This window comes from Bordetella bronchialis (assembly GCF_001676705.1).
Lineage (GTDB): Bacteria > Pseudomonadota > Gammaproteobacteria > Burkholderiales > Burkholderiaceae_B > Bordetella_C > Bordetella_C bronchialis.
In genome coordinates, this window is sequence record NZ_CP016170.1 from 502,906 (window position 1) to 518,541 (window position 15,636).

Here is a 15,636-nt window from a genome sequence, read left to right on the forward strand (position 1 = left end):
GCGAAGGCTGCTTCTGATCTTTCCGGGCATGCTATTGAGCCAATGCGGTCTCGAATTTCGCGTCGCACAGCTCTAAAGTGGAAACCTTCGACCATGACCGAGCGGAACGCTGTCCGGCCCGCGCGCGTGGCGCGGGGCCGACAAACCGAGGAGAACGAAAGTGGCAGTCAACCACCCCATTTTTTCGCGCTGGCCGGCGCGATATCCTGACCGGCTCCAGCTGTTTTCCCTGCCCACGCCCAACGGGGTGAAGGTCGGCATCATGCTGGAGGAAACCGGGCTGGCCTACGAGCCGCACCGGATCGACATTATGGCGAACGAGAACCATGATCCGGCCTTTCTTGCGATCAACCCCAATGGCAAGATCCCGGCGATCTACGACCCCGACGGGCCCGGCGGCCGGCCTCTGGCCTTGTTCGAGTCGGGTGCCATTCTGCTTTATCTCGCCGACAAGAGCGGCAAGTTCCTCTCGACGGATCCGCACACGCGGTACGAAACGATACAGTGGCTGATGTGGCAGATGGGTGGCGTCGGACCGATGTTCGGCCAGGTTGGGTTTTTCAATAAGTTCGCCGGCAAGGCGTACGAGGACAAGCGTCCGCGCGACCGCTATGTGGCCGAGTCGGCCCGGCTGCTCGGTGTCCTCGAGCAACGTCTCGCGGGCCGCGACTGGGTGATGGGCACCGATTACAGCATCGCCGATATCTCGCTGCTGGGCTGGGTGCGCAACCTGATCGGCTTCTACGAGGCGCGCGAACTCGTCGGCTTCGACCGCTTCGTTCATGTGCAGGCATGGCTGGCGCGCGGGCTGGCGCGCCCGGGGGTGCAACGTGGGCTGGAAGTGACGGCAGCGTAGAGCAAGGTTCGGACCGAACGCCGGCCATCATCGCGACCGCGGCCGCGGACCTGCGGCAGGGTCAGCCCCGCGATATCGGGGGGCGCTTCATGCCGACCAACTCGGTCACATCGAGCCGGTCGGCCGCGGACGATACCGCAAGGGTAAGCCACTTTCCATCAGGGTATGCGGGAGCTTTATCGTAAAGCTGGAGCAACTCCGGCCGCCAGAGATGCCGCCGCTCCTCGAATCGTTCCCGCTCCGCGCGGCCCAGGACGACCTGGACAGAAAGCAGCCTGTATCCGGGTAGCAAGGCGCAGAGCGCTCTTGTCTTCCTGTAGCGCAGGGCCCAGCCGCGTTTCTTGCCGCCATAGAGCCACTCCGGCTGGAAAACGCCGGGATAGGACAGGTCGATCCAGCTTCGCAGCCGCGCCCAATGCCCGAATGCCTTCGGACCGAGCCAGTCCCGGACAGCGCTTTCCGTCGGCGGCGCCGATCGGTCGTTGATCCTCTCGCCGATCCCGGGCGGATGGTCCGCGCCGTTGGCTTGCTGACTGCGAGGGCGATCTCGGAAGTTCATGTCTTTGCCGCTTTCGCCGGATGCGGAGACGGTGTGCGCGATGAATCGATGCGTGTCCCGACGGGACGGCTCTATCTATCGTCCGCTGGATTCTGGGCGAGATCGTGCACGAATAGAAGGACCAAGATGTCCAATTCTCGTGTGTACCAACGAGATGCGCCCAGCGATCCCCGTCAAACTGCCTGCCGACGTCGCGGCGCGCTGCCGGCGCACGCGCGCGCTTCCCGCGCATGCCCGGCGTCAGTCAAGGACCCGCATCCAATCCCAGGAACTCCATCGCGTTGTCGCACAGCCAGCGCTGGCGTACCGCATCGGGCAGCGGCAGGGCGGCGAATTCGTCCAGTGTCCGCTGCACCGGCATCATGGGAAAGGCGGTGCCGAAGATCATGCGATGCTTGAGCACCGTCTTGCCGTATTGCAATAGCGGCTCGTAGCCGGAATGCGGCGTGGTCATCAGGCGGGGCCGGATGGCCAGGGTACCTATCCACAGATTGGGGTGGCGCCATGCCACGGCGATCAGTTCATTTACCCACGGCCAGCCGGGCGGCGAGGCGCAGGCGCGCAGTTCGGGAAAGTCCCGCAGCACACGGTCGAGCGCCCGAGGATGTCCGTGTTGCATGGAAGCGTGGGTGGAGAAATTCGTTCCGCAATGTATGTTGACCGGCACGCCCAGCTCCACGCATTTTGCGTACAGCGGGTAAAGCAGGCGGTCGTCGATGTCCAGGCCCAGTTCGAAGCCCTGGATGTTCAGGCCGCGCAGGCCCAGTTCACGGACGGCATGTTCGAACTCGCGCACGGCTGCCATGCCGCGATGCGGGTCGACGCCGGCAAAGCCGACATAGCGCGGGCCGTGGTCCCGGCAGAAGGCCGCCACGGTCTCGTTGGCGATCTTGAAGCCGAAGGTGGAACCGAGATCGCGCGCTTTCAGGACCACGGCGCGCGCATCCAGGCGTTCGTAGGTGTTCAGGTAGTCGCGCAGGGCGTCCGGCCCCATGGCGCGATCGACCTCGGCTTCGCTATTGCTGTAGACGCGCCGGTAGTTCGATAGGTGCGGAGCCTTGCCTTCGAAGCCGGGCGCCGGCGGGCGGCTGGAGAAATCGACGAACATGGCGGTCTCCTGGAGGCGCATCAGCGCCAGCTCGATTGTTGGCGATCGTAGCTGCCGGCATAGGGGTCGGCGGTTTCGGCGATAAGACGCTTCTTGGCGATCTTGCGCGAGGGCGTACGGGGAAAGTCCTCTTCCATGTACTGCAGGTAGCGCGGGACCTTGAAAGGAGCCAGGTGCCGGGCGCAGTGCGCGAAGATCGCTTCCGGGGGAACGTCCGCGGCGGTCAGGCCGGCGCGCAGCTTGATGTAGGCCTTGACCTCTTCGCGGCGCAGCGGATCCGGCACGGGGACGACGGCGGCCTCTTCGATGTCGTCCATCCCGCGCAGCACGGCCTCCACTTCGTTGGCGGCGATGTTCTCGCCGGCGCGCTTGATCATTTCCTTGATGCGTCCGACCAGGTAGTAATAGCCATCGGCGTCGCGGCGGAACAGGTCGCCCGTTCGGAACCAGGGGCCGTCGAAGCTTTCGGCGTTGGCCTGGGGCCGCTTGTAATAGCCCAGGAAAAGACCGCGTCCGCGCACCCAGAGTTCGCCGATCTCGCCGTCCGGCGTGGGCGTGCCGTCCTCGTTGCGGATTTGCATGCGGCGGAAGGCCGCGGGCAGGCCGCAGCTGCGCACGAGCGACATCTCCCGGGCCCAGGCGGGCATGAGCGCGCCGGTGCCGATTTCCGTCATGCCGTAGCCTTCGCGCGCGGTCACGGCGAAGCGGCGCTGCACGTCGCGGCGCGCCGATTCCGTCCAGCCGTAGATGCTGATGTACTTCAGGCTGACGTCGCGATCGCTCGGCGACTCCGGGTAGTGCGACAGCACCGGCTCGGGGAAGATGCAGTAGTGGATCCGGTATTCCTTCAGCCAGGACATGAAGCGGCTCAGGCTCATGCGGTCCGCGACGTAGGCCGTGCCGCCCAGTGCCAGCGTCATCAGGAATTGCCACATGGGGTCCATGTAGAAGAAAGGCGCCCAGATCAGCACATTGTGGATGCCGCCCGCGTCGGTACGCCTATGCCTGGCCGAGTTGTGGGCGTGGATCATCCAGTAGTCGTGGGTCAACAGGCATCCCTTCGGGAAGCCCGTCGTGCCGGAGGTGTACTGCAGGTTCAGCACGTCGGTATGGGCCACCGGGACGGGCGCGGTAAACGGCGCGTGACCGGCGCGAACCAAGGCATGCCAATCCGCATGGGCGCCGCGCCTGCTCCCGGCATCCCCTTGCGTCCCGCCATCGCCGCGCGGCGTGACGTCGCGGGTGACGTCCCGGGTGACGTCCGGCATGACCGCGCCCTGCGCAGCCGTCTCCGGTGCCGGGACGGCCTGCACGCCACCGGGTACGCCGTGGACGACGATGCGTTCCGGCGCCAGCAAGGGCGGCAAGGCAGGCAGGGCCTCCAGCTTGGGAAGCAGGTTCGAGGCCACGATGGCGTATTGCGCGTCGGAATCCCGGAGCACGAAATCCAGCTCGTCGGCGGTGTACGAGGTGTTGACCGGCACCATGACGGCGCCGATGCGCCCCAGCGCGATCCAGCTGATCGGAAATGCGGGCGTGTTGCCCAGCATGACGGCAACGTGGCAGCCCTTGCGCACCCCCAAGGCCAGCAGGCTGCAGGCCAGCCGATCGGCCTGCTCGTCGAGTTCGGCGTAGGTGAGTGACCGTTGCTGTTCGAACCACACGGCAGCGGTCGCGTGGCCCATCAGGGCGGCGCGCTGGCGTACGAATTCACCCAGCGATTCGGGCAGGGCTAGCGATTCTTCGCGCAGGCGACGGGCGAGTTCGTCCTGCACGGTCGAAGACTGTGTATGCATTGAATCTCCATGAAGTGTCAGGCCGCGGCGTTCAGTGCTGCGTCATGTCATGAGCGGTCCCGGCGCGTGGGGCGCCATGGGGTTGCGGGCGTGTCCCGGGCTGCAAGTCATCTGCCGTGTGCTAGTCCAGCACCAGGCAATCGCGGTGCGACCAGGACAGCCGAACCGGCGCGTCGCGCGGCAGCGGCACGCGTTCGCGGCGGTTCGGTTCCTGCACCACCATCCGCGCGGACCCTGCCACGCGTACGTGGTGGCGCACAATGCCGCCCAGGATGATGGTGTCTTCCAGAATGCCATCGACCCCTTGCATGCCCGCGGGCATGGGCGGCTTGGCGCCGTCCGTTGCGCCGCCGCCAGCGAGCGGCCCCGCCTGGTGCATGGTGATGCTTTCCGGCCGTATCAAAAGGTAGGCGGATGCGCCCGCCGCCACCGCGGGCGCCGCGCCCGCCGTGCCGCCCGGGGATGCGGCCGCGTCCAGGGGCGTGGCTTGCGTGTCGCCGAAAACCGTGGACACGGCCACGCCATCCTCGCTGACCGACCGGACCTGGCAGGCCAGCAGATTCGCCGTTCCGATGAAGTCGGCCGCGAACCGCGTGGCGGGGCGGAAGTACAGGTTCTCCGGGCGGTCCTGCTGCTCGATGCGGCCGCCGTTCATCAGGACGATGCGGTCCGACATGGTCAGGGCCTCGTCCTGGTCGTGCGTTACGTTCAGCATGGTGATGCCCAGCTCGGCGTGGATGCGCCGCAACTCCAGCTGCATCTGCTCGCGCAGCTTTTTGTCCAGGGCGCCCAGCGGCTCGTCCAACAGGATCAGCGCGGGGTTGTAGACGATGCAGCGCGCCAGGGATACCCGCTGCTGCTGCCCGCCGGAAAGCTCGCGCGGCTTGCGCCCGGCAAGGTCGGGCAGCCGGACGAGCTCCAGCACTTCGTGCACCTTGCGCACGATCTCCGGTCGCGGAAGCTTGCGTACGCGCAAGGGGAAGGCAATATTCTCGAACACCGTCATGTGCGGCATCAGGGCGTAGTTCTGGAACACCATTCCCAGTTGCCGCTGGCTGGGCGGGCTGGCGGTGACGTCGCGGCCGTCTATGAGTATCCGTCCGGTCGACGGGGGCACCATGCCGGCGATCAGGTTCAGCAGCGTGGTCTTGCCCGAGCCGCTGGGCCCGAGCAGCGTGACGAACTCGCCTTTGCGCACGGCCAGGTCCACGGGGTGCAGGGCCTGCACGCCGCCATAGCGCTTGGACACCTGTTTCAGTTCGATCATGTTCATGGCGTTCGCATCCCTGGAATTCAGCGAATGCCGCGCAGGATGACCCGCGCGGCGTTGTGGCCGGGCACGCCCGTGACGCCGCCACCGGGATGGACGGACGCCCCGCACTGGTACAAACCGGCGATGGGTGTGCGATAGTCGGCGGCGCCCCGCACCGGACGACGGAAAAAAATCTGGTCGGCGCTGAGCTCCCCGTGATGCACGTGGCCGCCCGGCAGGGCGAAACGCTCTTCCAGGTCCTGCGGCGCCAGGACCTGCATGTGGTCCACGCAGTCCCGGAATCCGGGCGCATGGGCTTCCAGCGTGTCGAATACCGCGTCGCGCAGGCGGTCGCGCGCGGCGTCGCGATCCAGTCCGCGCAGGCGGTAGGGCATGTGCTGGCCGAAAATGCTGATCAGGTGTTTGCCGGCCGGCGCGACGCTGGGGTCGAGTTTGCTGGGGGCCAGGACGACCAGCGGCAAGCGGGGGGCCAGGCCGCCCTGGCGCGCGGCATCGTAGGCCTGTTCCAGGTAGTCCACCGAAGGGGCGATACGCACCTGCGTCGGATAGTCGAAACCGGCGGATGCGGCGTCGAAGTCCTTGAAGACCGGCAGCCGGTTCATCGCCAGATTCACCTTGAAGGCGTGCGAGCCGTCACGGATGCGGTCGACCCGCTCCAGGAAATCCCCCGGTACCTCCTTGGGATCGACCAACTGGCGGAACAGCACCTTGGTGGCGGCGTTGGACACCACGCACTTCGCCTGCAGCGTTTCGCCGTTCTGCAGGGTGACGCCGGTCGCGCGACCGCCCTGGACGTTGACCCGCGCCACCGCGCATCCGAGCCGGACCTGCATGCCGTGCGCCTGGCCGGCGGCGGCAATGGCTTCGGAGATGGAGCCCATGCCCCCGCGCACGAAACCGGCCGGCCCCGCCGCCGTGGTGTGATCGCGGACATATCCCCGCAGAAGCACATACGCCGACCCGGGCGCGGATAGCGTGGTCGTGGCGCCGCCGCAGGCGACGTAGAAGCCCAGCGCCGCGATGACCTCATCCGAGGAAAACCAGCGGCCCAGGAAGTCGCGCGCGCTCAGGGTCAGGACGTCGTACAGATCGTAGAACTGCTCGCCGATATTGCGATAGCGCCAGGCGAAGCGCAACAGCCGCAGGCGTTCCGCGAGATTCGGCGCGGCCGGGTCGGGCGGGATCTCCCAGAGCATGCGCGACACCGTCGCGCCCAGGCGGGCCATGTGGTCGCGATAGCGCGGATAGGCTGCGGCGTCGGCTTCGCTGTAGCGGCGCATGCCATCGCGGATCTGCGCATCGCTGCCGAAGACCAGGCTGCGTCCTTCGCCATACAGGTGCAGCATGGGCGTGGGCCGGATGACGGCATAGCCGTGGCGCGCCAGATCCAGTTCCTGGATGATGCGCGGTTGCAGCAAGGCCATGGTGTAGGAAGCGACCGATACCCGGTAGCCCGGCCAGACCGCTTCGCTGACGGCGGCGCCGCCGATGACGTCGCGCCGTTCCAGCACGCACACCTTGCGTCCCGCCCGCGCCAGGTAGGCGCCGCAGACCAGGCCGTTGTGTCCCCCGCCGATAATGATCGCGTCGTAGCTCGTCGCCATGGATGTCCTCGGTCAGTCGCTGTGCCGCTGGGCCGGCCCCAGGGCCATGATGGCCAGGCAGACGAACAGCGAAAGAATGGTGAGCAGGGTCGAGACAGCGGCCAGAACCGGAGACACCTCCCAGCGGATCGCGCTGTACATCTTGACGGGCAAGGTCAGCGATTCCGGCCCCGTGATGAAGTAGGCGACGATGACCTCGTCGAAGGAAATCAGGAAGGCGAACAACGCGCCCACCAGCACGGACGGGCGGATCTGCGGCAGGACGACTTCCGTGAAAATGCGCAGCCGGCCCGCACCCATGATCATGGCGGCGGTTTCCAGCGCGGGATCGGCATGGCGCAATCCCGCGCCCAGCGCCACCAGCATGAACGGTATGGTCACCACGGTATGCGCCAGGACCACCCCCAGCGTGGTGTTGACGAGCCGCAGCGTGGAAAGGTGCATATACATGCCAAGGCCCAGTACCACGACAGGGACCAGCATCGGCGCCAGGGAAACCAGCTCGATGACGCGCCGTCCGCGGAACCGGCCGCGCGCCAGCGCGTACGACGCCGGCAGGGCGATCAGCAGCGACAGGACGGTGACGCAGCATGCGACCAGCAGGCTCTGCAAGGCGGAGCCCCACCATGCGGGGTCGCCCAGGAACTGACGGAACAGCGCCAGGGAGAACTCCTTGGGCGGGAAACTCAACTCCTGCGAGCCGCTGAACGAGATGGGAATCACCACCAGGCTGGGCAGCAGCAGGAACAGATAGCCCACCCATGCGGCGGCCGCGCCCGCCAGCCGCCAGGCATGGCCCGCGGTGTACGCGGAGGACAACGGGGTGTCGGGCGGCGCGCTCATGCGAAGGTGGTCTCCCGGTCTTGCTGCACCCGTATCAGCATGGCGATCAGCAGTGCGGAAATGGCCAGCAGTACGAAGGCGATGGACGAGGCCAGTGTCCAGTCCAGCGTCTGGCGCGTGTAGAAGTCGATCAGGTTCGCCAGCATCATGTCCTGGCGCCCGCCCAGCAGGGCCGGCGTGATGTACATCCCCATGGACAGCGTCAGGCACATCAGCACGCCGGCGCAGACGCCAGGCAGGCTGAGCGGCAGCGTGATGCGCGTGAAGATGCGCCATGGGCTCGCTCCCATGATTTCCGCGGCCAGGTGCAGGCTGCGATTCTGGTTGATCAGGCTGGCCATGACCGGCAGCACCATGAAGGGCAGCAGATAATTCGTCATGCCCAGGACCACTCCCACGCGGTTGAACAGCAGGTCCACATGCCAGCTTCCCCCCGACATCCATCCCAGCAGGCGGTTAACCACGCCGCTGCTGCCCAGCACGATGGTGAAGGCATAGCTCTTGACCAGGATGCTGGTCCAGAAAGGCAGCATCACCATGATCAGGTAGGGCGCGCGCCGGCGTGGCGACATGGCGGCCAGGTGCATCGCGATCAGATAGCCCAGTACCAGGCTGGTCAGGGTGGCCAGTACGCTGATGTGCAGCGTATTCTGCAGGACGCGATGGATCAGCGTACCGCCGGCCACTTCCGCATAGCCGCGCAGCGTGTAGCCTTGGTCATAGATGCTGGACCATCCCACCAGGCCGAGCGGAATCAGGAAGAACAGCAGCAGCAGCGCGGACAAGGGGGCCAGCAGGACCACCACGGTCCTGGTGCTCAGGGTATGCGGCATGGCGATGCGGCCTAGATCAACAGCCACTCGGTGAAGCGGCGTTGCAGCTTGTCGTAGTTCTCGCCCCACCAGGCATCGTTGATGACGACGGCGTCAGGGCTCTTCATGTCCGGCATGCGCCGGCGCGCCTCCGCGCCGACCAGTTCGGTCGCGCCCGCCACGTTGGGCGAGAACTCCACCTGTTCGCAGAACGCCGCCTGGCGGTCCGGCCGCAGGCAGAAAGCGACGTAGCGCATGGCGTTCTGGATGTTCTTGCCGCCTTTGGGAACGGCCAGGTATTCCAGGCTGTTCAGCGTCTGGCGCATGGACATGGCCACCGAAGAACCGGCGCGCTGCGCGGGCAGTACCCGGCTCAGGTAGGTATAGGAGAAGTCGATCTCGTTGCTGGTCAGCAAGGTCACCGTTTCAGGCGTGGTCTCGATCCACTTGCGCACGGCGGGCTTGATGCGGTCCATCGCCTTGAAGGCGCGTTCGACGTCCAGGGGATACAGTTGGGCGGGCGGCACGCCATCGGCCAGCAGGGCCATCTCCAGGTTCTCGCTGGCACGCGAGCGTAGCCCGCGGCGTCCGGGAAAACGCTTCAGGTCCCAGAGCTCCGCGAAAGTGGTGGGGTGCTTGCCCTCCGGAAATTTCTTCGGATCGTAGGCGATGCCGCCGGCGTACGAGTAGGTGCCCACATAGTCCTTGCCCGCCGGTTGCAGCAGCTTTCCGGTATCGACGATGCCGGTGTCGATGGGCGACCAAAGGCCCTGGCGGGCGCCGGCCATGATCTGCGGGCCGATACTGTCGAACACATCCCACGACACGTTGCCGCTGTCGACCTGCACCTTCATCCGGGTCAGGTCCGCGTTGTTGACCAGGGTGACCGGCACGCCGGTTTCCTTGGCGAAAGGTTCGGCAAAGGCCTGCCGCACCGCCGTCTCGTAGGCCCCGCCCCAGCAGGTGACACTGATGCCGCGGCCTTGGGCGCGCAGCGGCAGCGCCATGCCCAGGGTCGCCATGCCGGCCAGCGTCGCGCCGGCCTTCAATACGGAACGCCGCGATACGCCGCGCGCCTGGTGTTGCGGATCGTGCTTTGTCATGTTCATCCCCTTGTTCCGTGCACTGCGGTTGCGGCCGGCGGCCAGGCTTGGATCAGGACGCTATCCAGACCGCCTTCCAATCCATGTATTTATCGAAGGCATGCAGGGACTTGTCGCGCCCGAAGCCCGACTGCCTGAATCCGCCGAATGGCGCGGACATATTGCCACGGTCGAAGCAATTCACCCACACCACGCCGGCCCGCAGCTGCTGGGCGGCCCGATGGGCGCGTCCCACGTCTCCCGTCCATACCGCCGCCGCCAGTCCATAGATGGTGTCATTGGCGATACGGATGGCCTCGTCGAAATCCGTGACGGTGATGGCCGATAGCACCGGCCCGAAGATCTCGTCCCGGGCGATGCGCATATCGTTGCGGACGTCGCCGAAGACCGTGGGCTCGATGAACCAGCCGCCGCTATCCGCGCGCGCCGGCTTGCCGCCCAGGACCAGCCGCGCGCCGTCGGCCCGCCCTGCGTCGATATAGGACATGACGCGTTCGTGCTGTGCCTGGCTGACGATCGCGCCCATGCGGGTCGCGGGATCGAGGGGGTCGCCAGGCACCAGCTCGCGCCCGACGGCGGCGACTTTCTCCAGCAGGGCGTCGCGTATGGGGGCCTCGACGATCAGGCGCGAGCCGGCATTGCACACCTGCCCGCTGTTGTTGAAGATGCCCAGCGCCACGGCGCGCGCCGCCGCATCCAGGTCGGGGCAGTCGGCCAGCACGATGTGCGGGCTCTTGCCTCCGCATTCCAGGCCCACGCGCTTGATATTGGACTGTCCGGCGTACTGCATGAATAATTTGCCGACTTCCGTGGAGCCGGTGAATCCCACGGCGTCCACATCCATGTGCAGCCCGAGCGCGCGGCCCGCGGTTTCGCCATAGCCGGGCAGCACGTTCAGTACGCCGGGCGGCAGGCCGGCTTCCGTCGCCAGCCCGGCGATGCGGATCGCGGTCAGCGGCGATTGCTCGGCCGGCTTCAGGATGACGGAGTTGCCGGCCGCCAGGGCAGGCCCCAGCTTCCACGACGCCATCGACAAGGGGTAGTTCCAGGGCACGACGGCTGCCACCACGCCCAGCGGCTCGCGCACGATCATGGTGGTCATGTTGGGGGCGGACGGCGCCATCTCGCCATAGAGCTTGTCGATAGCCTCGGCGTACCACTGGATGCAGCCGGCGGAACTGACGATGTCGCCGTTATAGGCGTTGGCGATGGGCTTGCCCACATCGAGCGATTCCAGCAGCGCGAGTTCCTCGCGGTGCACCATCATCAGTTCGGCCAGTTTCAGCAGGACTTGCTTGCGTTCGGCCGGCGCGCGGCGCGACCACACGCCGGACTCGAAGGCCCGGCGGGCCGCGGCCACGGCCAGATCGACGTCCGCCGTATCGCACGCGGCGATCTGCGCGATTTCCTGGCCGGTCGCCGGGTTGACGCTGGGAAAGGTCGCACCCGATAGTGCCGGGCGGTACTGGCCGTCGATGAAGGCTCGCCATTCGGGTTGGCACCGCGCGGCGCGCGCGGTCCATTCTGCTTTGCCGGGGATATTCAAGGGGCAGTCCTCCCATGGATCTCGCGGTGACGCGATCGATATGCGTTGCAGTGTAGGAAGGTCGGCTCATAATATCCAATACAGGTTTGGCAGCTTCTTCCTTCCAAAAAGTTATGGGATGCCCGATATGTTGAATGTGCGTCACCTGGAGATCTTCCGCGCGGTGGTCCAGACCGGATCGGTGTCCGCGGCGGGGCGCATGCTGTATATCTCGCAGCCGGCGGTGACCAAGACGCTGCGCCTGCTGGAGGGAGAGCTGGGCTTGACGCTATTCCAGCGCGTGAAGGGCCGGCTGCTATGCACGCCGGAAGCCGATGCGCTGATGCCGGAAGTCGAGCGGCTGTTCGGCAGCGTCGAGTCGGTGCGGCAGGCGGCGCTGGAGATCCGGCAAGGCGTGCGGGGCCGCATTACGGTCGCTTCCGTTTCCACCTTATCGATGTCCGTGGTTGCCCAGGCCGTGGAGGTCTTCCACCGGCGCCATCCGCAGGTCCAGTTCGATGTGCGCGCGCTGCCGACGCGGCACGTGATCGAGTACGTGGGCACCAGCCAGGTCGATATGGGTATCGTCGATGTCCCCACGCCGGCGACATCGCTCGAAGTGGAAGAGATCTGCAAGAGCGAGGTCGTCTGCGTGCTGCATCGCGATCATCCCCTGGCCGCGCATGCCCGGCTGACGCCGGAGCTGCTGGCCGCCTGGCCCGTCGTGACTTTCGTGGACGATACGTTCACGGGCTTCCGGCTGCGGGAAGCCTTTCGCGAGCGCGGCGTGCCCTACGACACCGCGCTGGTATCGAACAGTACCGCCACGCTTTGCGCGATGGTGCAGGCGCTGAACGCCGTGGCGCTGGTGGACCACTTCATCCTGATGACGCCGGCGTTTCCCGATCTGGTCATGCGGCGCTTTTCGCCGCGCATCGATATGCGGCCGCGCTTCCTGTTTTCGCCGATGCGGCCCCGCTCGGCCATCGTCGCGCAGTTCGCCGACGCCATCCGCACCGCGGCACGCACCGCGGTGCGGCGCTTGTCGCGGCCGGGCTAGGGTGGGGCCGGTCTATGGGCGCTCCGCCGTGCGGCGCGGCATGTGAAGGCGCCCGCCCGACGGATGGGCAAGCCGGGGCATGCCTGCCCACGCCACGGACCGGCATGCGGGCCATGCTCATCCACGTAGCGCTTGGAGCTGCGGCCGGCGCTTGCTATAAGAACGGCTGTCATCGATTGTGGGTATGGGACATGTCCGTTCGAACGTTGAGCCGCCGCGTGGCGGCGCTGGGCCTGATGGCGCTGATATCGGCCTGTTCCTCTACGAGTCCCAAGCCCTCCGAGACCGGTTCGGCGGCGCCTGACAAACCGGCCCCCACCGCGCAAGCCGCCCCGGCCGGCGACCAGTGCAAAGGGATACGAAGCCGGTGCATCTTCGAAGGCTCCTACGAGGCCGGAGAACGGAATTACGCGGAACAAGAAGCCAAGCGGCTGAACATCGCCGAGCTACAACGGCTGCGACGCATCCTGGGCCAGCAATAGGCAATAGGATGGGCGGCTCCCGACAGGGGCCTGGCGCCCGGAGTCTTGAGACTATCCTCGTTCGCGACCGCCGCGCGTGGACCCGGACACACGGAGGGCGGACGAGGCGGCATCAGTTCGGCGCGGGGTATTTCTTGCTGTTGGCCTGCATCTTCCGCGTGATGGCCTCGTTCAGATCCACTTTCAGGACGCTGCACAGCCTTATCAGATAGAGCGCGACATCCGCCAGCTCATCGCGGACCGCACGCGCCGTCGCGGGATCATCGGCGACGGTCCGCGATTGTTCTTCCGTCAGCCACTGGAAGATCTCCACCAGTTCTCCCACTTCGCCCGTCAGCGCCATCGCCAGGTTCTTGGGCGAATGGAAGCGATTCCAGTCGCGTTCGTCCGCGAAGTCCTGGAGCGCGGTTTCCAGGGCGGATGTGTCGATCAAAGGTTTTTCTTTTGGCATATGGCGTCAGTCCAAGCGGCTTTGGAAAAATTTGCGAGTATCGTCGTCAACGAAGTAAACGTAGCAGCCTTTAATTCCTCGCGTGAAGAGCACTCGGTAGGTGTTTTTCACGAGGTCGAGGAAACGCTCCTTGCCTCGTTTCACGACGCTGTCGAACGAGCGAGTTTTGTCGCCAATCCATTCGTTGGTATTCCAGTCGTATCGCAAGTCCTGCCCGAAAATGATGCCGACATAGTCGAACTCGAAGCCTTGGGCGGTATATACGCAGCCTACCTGATCCAATCCGCCGGAGCTTGAAGCCCAGAAGTTTGACTTCGGGATATTCCTGGCGAGTCTGCCCGCGTCTGGCTGGGCGTTCCATGGCATCGACCAGTCGCCGATTCGTACGTCAGGCACCAGTGTTCCATCGGCATTCGGCTTGGACCATGGCCAGCAAAATCCCGCTACCAAGCGCGCGCTGCCCACTTGTGCTTTTTCCCGGATTCTCTGTTCCAGTTCGCCGACGGTGTCAATGATGCGGAATTCGTAGGGATCGTCACGTCTCCACAAGACGTTGGCTGTGCGGCGTATACCCAAGGTGTTGTCTACCCAATTGACGAATCCGTCAGAGCCGCTGCACCGGAATTGAGCGTCGAGCTCGTACTCCAGGAGCTTCGCGTTGGCGCGTTTCGCCCCGTCGCGGATGAGATCCGAACTTCCTACTTCCCCGGGGCGTACCACTTGCCGATCATCGATGAAGAAGACGCTGACGCGCGCTGGGGCTATCAGTTCATCGATTTGCGGTAAACCGGACCAGTCGTTCGCCTTCGTGAAACGGTCTTTGCTTGCTTCACGGATGCGGTGCGCTTCGTCCAGGATGAGCGCGTCGAAATGGTTCGGTGGAAGTTCGCCGCGTTTATTCACATTGAAATAATTGAATTGCGCCGCGGCACGGCTGCCGACAATTCTGCGCATGTTTTCCGTAAAGGCCTTGGACCCTGTCAGATGCATCACGTTCAGGCCGTCTCCCGAGAGCCTTCCGAGCAGATGCAGGGCGATGACTGACTTACCGGTGCCCGGCCCACCATGCACGAGAACCACGGTCTTCTTGAGCTTGCCGGCCTTGGCCCCTTCGCGGACTTCCGCGAGCACCTTTGCGAAGATGACCTGTTGATTATCGAGCAACACGTACGACTGCTGGTCCGCAATTACTTTCGAAGTGTGCTCCAGCAACTTCTTGCTCGGCGCATATCGGCTTTTCAGGATCATGTCCAGGACCGGCTCACCACGACCGCCCCCGACGTGGCGCCTCATGTATGAGACGAGGTCGTCTTGCTGATCCCCCGAGAAGGCAGGGTAACGGGCCAAGATTCGCGAGTGTCTTGCAGCATATATTTCGTTGGCGGGATCGAAACTCAGATTGTGCAGAAAGGCGCAGGACCGCAGTTCGACGTCCCCTTGTATGAAGACAGAATGCATGTCTCGAAGATATTCTTCATACTGTCCCACTTGGCGAGAGGGGTGCAGAATATCTTTCTTGCTCCCGGCGACCCATGTCGTTACGCAGTCTTCCGCGTTTGACTCTTCCACTTCGCTCCACTGTTTTAATTCGACGATCACAGAGCTACAACGACCTTCGTCGGTATGGCCGGTAACCATGCAATCCAGTCGGCGACTGGACAGTGGAAGTTGGTACTCGAGCAGGATGCCGTGGTCCATGAAGTCCCCCTCTTGAAGCGTGTACGCCATCCGAAAAAGCGAGTTCTGCCACGCTTGGACTTCCTGGGTAGATGGCTTGTAATGGAAGGCGTCCAGGAATGCCTTTTCCAGCCTGCTTGCAATGCCATTTCGGGTGGCGCTGGTAATGAAGTCCCTTGATGTACCGACGTAGAGCTGCATTGAAGGCTTGCCTTTATGTGGTTCTGACGGTGCTGCACTGAGGGCGGGTCGCCCGCAACGTTCGGCACGTGGCGGTTCCCGAGGCGGCAGCCTCCACGCGTGCACGCTGACCCCGCATACGCGTGGGCGCGATGTTACGAGCTGCTACTTATATATTAACGATCATTGCGAGCGCGTCGTCCCTGTGCCGCTTGCCGACAACGTCCAAGCCGTTGCCGTGTCAAAATCGCGGGAAACTCGGGCCGCCGTGCTTTTTTTGTGTAACATCGGCGAAATTGTGCTAAAT

General features: G+C 65.0%; 14 protein-coding genes. 3 read left to right on the forward strand and 11 right to left on the reverse strand.

The annotated features are described in order from the left end of the window. Positions 1–160 precede the first annotated feature (160 nt). Positions 161–856, forward strand: a complete 696-nt coding sequence (locus BAU06_RS02200) for a glutathione S-transferase N-terminal domain-containing protein (protein ID WP_066343848.1) — start codon at positions 161–163, stop codon at positions 854–856. Between the two features lie 61 nt (positions 857–917). Here BAU06_RS02200 and BAU06_RS02205 read toward each other — a convergent pair whose 3' ends face one another. From BAU06_RS02205 to BAU06_RS02245, 9 genes are all read right to left on the reverse strand, one after another. Continuing rightward, a complete protein-coding gene (locus tag BAU06_RS02205) occupies positions 918–1,415 on the reverse strand; it encodes a DUF3788 domain-containing protein (protein ID WP_066343849.1) in 498 nt (165 codons plus the stop codon). 244 nt (positions 1,416–1,659) lie between these two features. Then, positions 1,660–2,523 carry an amidohydrolase family protein gene (locus BAU06_RS02210; protein WP_066343851.1) on the reverse strand — a complete coding sequence of 288 codons (864 nt, stop codon included), beginning with the start codon at positions 2,521–2,523 and terminating at the stop codon, positions 1,660–1,662. Between the two features lie 20 nt (positions 2,524–2,543). Next, positions 2,544–4,319, reverse strand: a complete 1,776-nt coding sequence (locus tag BAU06_RS02215; RefSeq protein WP_231933977.1) for a class I adenylate-forming enzyme family protein — start codon at positions 4,317–4,319, stop codon at positions 2,544–2,546. Positions 4,320–4,440: 121 nt separating this feature from the next. Next, the gene (locus BAU06_RS02220) at positions 4,441–5,592 is read right to left on the reverse strand and encodes an ABC transporter ATP-binding protein (RefSeq protein WP_066343855.1); all 1,152 of its coding nucleotides are present in this window, start codon (positions 5,590–5,592) and stop codon (positions 4,441–4,443) included. 20 nt (positions 5,593–5,612) lie between these two features. After that, a complete protein-coding gene (locus BAU06_RS02225; protein ID WP_066343857.1) occupies positions 5,613–7,196 on the reverse strand; it encodes a phytoene desaturase family protein in 1,584 nt (527 codons plus the stop codon). A gap of 12 nt (positions 7,197–7,208) precedes the next feature. Continuing rightward, on the reverse strand, positions 7,209–8,039 hold the full coding sequence (locus BAU06_RS02230) for an ABC transporter permease (protein WP_082987924.1): 831 nt from the start codon (positions 8,037–8,039) through the stop codon (positions 7,209–7,211). Continuing rightward, on the reverse strand, positions 8,036–8,899 hold the full coding sequence (locus tag BAU06_RS02235; protein WP_231933978.1) for an ABC transporter permease: 864 nt from the start codon (positions 8,897–8,899) through the stop codon (positions 8,036–8,038). Before BAU06_RS02235 ends, BAU06_RS02230 begins: the two co-directional genes overlap by 4 nt. Then, positions 8,884–9,954, reverse strand: a complete 1,071-nt coding sequence (locus BAU06_RS02240) for an ABC transporter substrate-binding protein (protein ID WP_066357707.1) — start codon at positions 9,952–9,954, stop codon at positions 8,884–8,886. Before BAU06_RS02240 ends, BAU06_RS02235 begins: the two co-directional genes overlap by 16 nt. A 52-nt stretch (positions 9,955–10,006) precedes the next feature. Continuing rightward, on the reverse strand, positions 10,007–11,500 hold the full coding sequence (locus BAU06_RS02245) for an aldehyde dehydrogenase (RefSeq protein ID WP_156770130.1): 1,494 nt from the start codon (positions 11,498–11,500) through the stop codon (positions 10,007–10,009). A gap of 127 nt (positions 11,501–11,627) precedes the next feature. Here BAU06_RS02245 and BAU06_RS02250 point away from each other — a divergent pair, with 127 nt between their 5' ends. Continuing rightward, a complete protein-coding gene (locus BAU06_RS02250) occupies positions 11,628–12,539 on the forward strand; it encodes a LysR substrate-binding domain-containing protein (protein ID WP_066357716.1) in 912 nt (303 codons plus the stop codon). Positions 12,540–12,730: 191 nt separating this feature from the next. Then, positions 12,731–13,021, forward strand: a complete 291-nt coding sequence (locus BAU06_RS02255; protein WP_066343865.1) for a hypothetical protein — start codon at positions 12,731–12,733, stop codon at positions 13,019–13,021. 112 nt (positions 13,022–13,133) lie between these two features. Here the strand turns inward: BAU06_RS02255 and BAU06_RS02260 are convergent, their stop codons facing one another. Together BAU06_RS02260 and BAU06_RS02265 are read right to left on the reverse strand one after the other, a co-directional pair. Further along, positions 13,134–13,472, reverse strand: coding sequence for a nucleotide pyrophosphohydrolase (locus tag BAU06_RS02260; RefSeq protein WP_066343866.1), 339 nt, complete (start codon positions 13,470–13,472; stop codon positions 13,134–13,136). Between the two features lie 6 nt (positions 13,473–13,478). Then, positions 13,479–15,350 carry a DUF2075 domain-containing protein gene (locus BAU06_RS02265; RefSeq protein ID WP_066343871.1) on the reverse strand — a complete coding sequence of 624 codons (1,872 nt, stop codon included), beginning with the start codon at positions 15,348–15,350 and terminating at the stop codon, positions 13,479–13,481. Positions 15,351–15,636 lie beyond the last annotated feature (286 nt).

Bases quoted from the DNA above. Each gene is read 5' to 3' on its own strand.
- BAU06_RS02205 (WP_066343849.1), bottom strand. From the start codon at position 1,415: ATGAACTTCCGAGATCGCCCTCGCAGTCAGCAAGCCAACGGCGCGGAC.
- BAU06_RS02210 (WP_066343851.1), bottom strand. From the start codon at position 2,523: ATGTTCGTCGATTTCTCCAGCCGCCCGCCGGCGCCCGGCTTCGAAGGC.
- BAU06_RS02215 (WP_231933977.1), bottom strand. From the start codon at position 4,319: ATGCATACACAGTCTTCGACCGTGCAGGACGAACTCGCCCGTCGCCTG.
- BAU06_RS02220 (WP_066343855.1), bottom strand. From the start codon at position 5,592: ATGAACATGATCGAACTGAAACAGGTGTCCAAGCGCTATGGCGGCGTG.
- BAU06_RS02225 (WP_066343857.1), bottom strand. From the start codon at position 7,196: ATGGCGACGAGCTACGACGCGATCATTATCGGCGGGGGACACAACGGC.
- BAU06_RS02230 (WP_082987924.1), bottom strand. From the start codon at position 8,039: ATGAGCGCGCCGCCCGACACCCCGTTGTCCTCCGCGTACACCGCGGGC.
- BAU06_RS02240 (WP_066357707.1), bottom strand. From the start codon at position 9,954: ATGACAAAGCACGATCCGCAACACCAGGCGCGCGGCGTATCGCGGCGT.
- BAU06_RS02250 (WP_066357716.1), top strand. From the start codon at position 11,628: ATGTTGAATGTGCGTCACCTGGAGATCTTCCGCGCGGTGGTCCAGACC.
- BAU06_RS02255 (WP_066343865.1), top strand. From the start codon at position 12,731: ATGTCCGTTCGAACGTTGAGCCGCCGCGTGGCGGCGCTGGGCCTGATG.
- BAU06_RS02260 (WP_066343866.1), bottom strand. From the start codon at position 13,472: ATGCCAAAAGAAAAACCTTTGATCGACACATCCGCCCTGGAAACCGCG.
- BAU06_RS02265 (WP_066343871.1), bottom strand. From the start codon at position 15,350: ATGCAGCTCTACGTCGGTACATCAAGGGACTTCATTACCAGCGCCACC.